The 2,532-nt window shown below is 76.4% G+C and carries 1 pseudogene; it reads right to left on the bottom strand.

Going from position 1 to position 2,532, the window contains the following annotated elements:
• Nucleotides 1-2,532, bottom strand: a pseudogene (locus tag MCBG_RS30595) (type I polyketide synthase); the annotation flags it as partial.

Below are 2,532 nucleotides of genomic sequence, written 5' to 3'. Positions count from 1 at the left end.
GCCCGCGCCGACCGCCACCTGCACTGGGTCGCGCCGTCGGCGGGCAGGGTCAGCGGGGCCTCGATGACCAGCTCGTCGAGAAACGGGTGGCCGACCTCGTCGCCGGCGCGCAGGCAGAACTCCACCAGGCCGGTGCCGGGCACCAGCACGCTGCCGGTGACCCGATGGTCGGCCAGCCACGGCTGCGCGTCGGCCGACAGCCGCCCGGTGAACAGGTGGCCCCTCGTCTCGGCCAGCACGACCGACGCGCCGAGCAGCGGATGACCGGCGGCGTCCAGACCGGCGGCGCCGACGTCGCCGGGGCCGGAGACCGGCCGGGGCCAGTAGCGGCGGTGGGCGAACGCGTACGTGGGCAGGTCGACGCGCCGGCCGCCGGCCAGCGCGGGCCGCCAGTCCACCGCGACCCCGGACACGTGGAGCTGGGCCAGGGAGAGCAGGAACCGCTCCCGGCCGCCCTGGTCGCGTTGCACCGAGCCGACCACCACGGCATCGCCGTCGTGGTCGGCGAGGGTCTCCTCCACGCCGACGGTGAGCACCGGGTGGGGGCTGCACTCGACGTACGTGTCGTGGCCCTCGGCGGCCAGCGCGCGGATCGCCCGTTCCAGCTCGACGGGCCGGCGCAGGTTGCGGTACCAGTAGTCGGGCCCCATCTCCTCGCCGTCGAGCCAGCGCAGGTCGGTGGTGGAGAACAGCGGCACGGCGGCCGGGCCGGGGGCGATGCCGGCCAGCACCTCGGCCAGCTCGTCGCGGATGCGTTCCACCTGGGCGGAGTGGGAGGCGTAGTCGACGGCGATGCGCCGCACCCGGGCCTGCTCGCCGGCCAGCTCGGCGAGCAGTTCCTCGACCGCCTCCGGCTCGCCGGAGACCACGACGGCGGCCGGCCCGTTCACGGCGGCGACCGAGATCCGCTCACCGAAGCGGGCGATCCGATCACGGACCGTGTCGGCCGGCAGCGCGACGGAGGCCATCGCCCCGTGCCCGGCCAGAGCCCGTAGCGCGCGGCTGCGCAGCGCCACCACCCGGGCCGCGTCGGGCAGGGAGAGCACCCCGGCGACGCAGGCGGCGGCGATCTCGCCCTGGGAGTGGCCGACCACGGCGGCCGGCTGCACGCCGTACGAGCGCCACAGCTCGGCCAGCGACACCATCATCGCGAACAGGGCGGGCTGCACGACGTCGACCTCGTCGAGGCCGGGCGCGCCCGGCGCCTGGCGCAGCACGTCCAGCAGCGACCAGTCCAGGTACGGCCGCAGCGCCGCGTCGCAGGCCGCCATGCGTTCGGCGAACACGGGGGCCTGGTCGAGCAGGTCCAACCCCATGCCGAGCCACTGGGAGCCCTGCCCGGGGAAGACGAAGACGCACCGGCCGGTGGGCCGCGCCTCGCCGCGCGTGACCGCCGGGTCGGGCCGGCCCTCGGCCAGCGCGTCGAGGGCGTCGGCGACCCGCTGCGCGGACGCGGCTACCAGCACCGCTCGGGAGTCGAAGGCGCCCCGGCTGGTGGCCAGCGACCACGCCACGTCGAGGGGCCGCTGGTCGGGCCGGGCGGCGAGGTGCTCCCGCAGCCGCCGCGCCTGGCCGGCGAGCGCCTGCGGGGTACGCGCCGACAGCAGCCACGGCAACGCGCGCTCCTGCGGCGACTCGGATTCGGCGGCCTCCGGCGGCGCCTCGGCGACCGACTCGGATCCGTGGGCGTTGGTGCCGCTGATGCCGAACGACGAGACGCCGGCCGCACCGGCCGGTCCGCCGCCGGCCACGGGCGAGCCTCGGTGAGCAACTGCACCGCTCCCGAGTCCCAGTCGATCCGCGAGCTGCGGCGCTCGGCGTGCAGGGTGCGGGGCAGCCGCCCGTGCCGCATGGCGAGGACCATCTTGAGCACGCCGGCGACGCCGGCCGCGGCCTGGGTGTGCCCGAGGTTGGACTTGACCGAGCCGAGCAGCACCGGCGCGGCGCCGGCCGGGCGCTGCCCGTACGTGGCGAGAATCGCCTCCGCCTCGATGGGGTCGCCGAGTGACGTGCCGGTGCCGTGCGCCTCCACCACGTCCACGTCGGCGGCACTCAGCCCGGCGGCGGCGAGCGCGGCCTTGATGACCCGTTCCTGCGACGGTCCGTTCGGGGCGGTCAGCCCGTTCGACGCGCCGTCGGAGTTGACCGCCGAGCCGCGCACGACGGCCAGCACGGGGTGGCCCCGGCGGCGGGCCTCGGAGAGCCGCTCCACCACCAGCATCCCGACGCCCTCGGACATGCCGAAGCCGTCGGCGTCCTCGGCGAACGCCTTGCACCGCCCGTCGGCGGCGAGACCGCGCTGGCGGCTGAAGCCGGTCAGCCCGGCCGGGGTGGACATCACCGACACCCCATCGGCCAGCGCCAGTTCGCAGTCGCCCTGGCGCATTTTTCTGTGGCGGCCAGGTGAATCGCTCCCAGCGACGCCGAGCAGGCGGTGTCGACGGTGACAGCCGGCTCCTCCAGCCCGAGCGCGTACGCGACCCGGCCGGAGAGGACGCTGCCGGCGGTGCCGGTCAGCAGGTGCCCCTCGTC

Origin of the sequence: Micromonospora sp. M42 (assembly GCF_000568915.1) — a bacterium.
GTDB classification, from domain to species: Bacteria; Actinomycetota; Actinomycetes; order Mycobacteriales; family Micromonosporaceae; genus Micromonospora; species Micromonospora chalcea.
The sequence above is the reverse complement of the archived record's forward strand: the minus strand, read 5'-3'. Positions and strand labels throughout refer to the sequence as shown.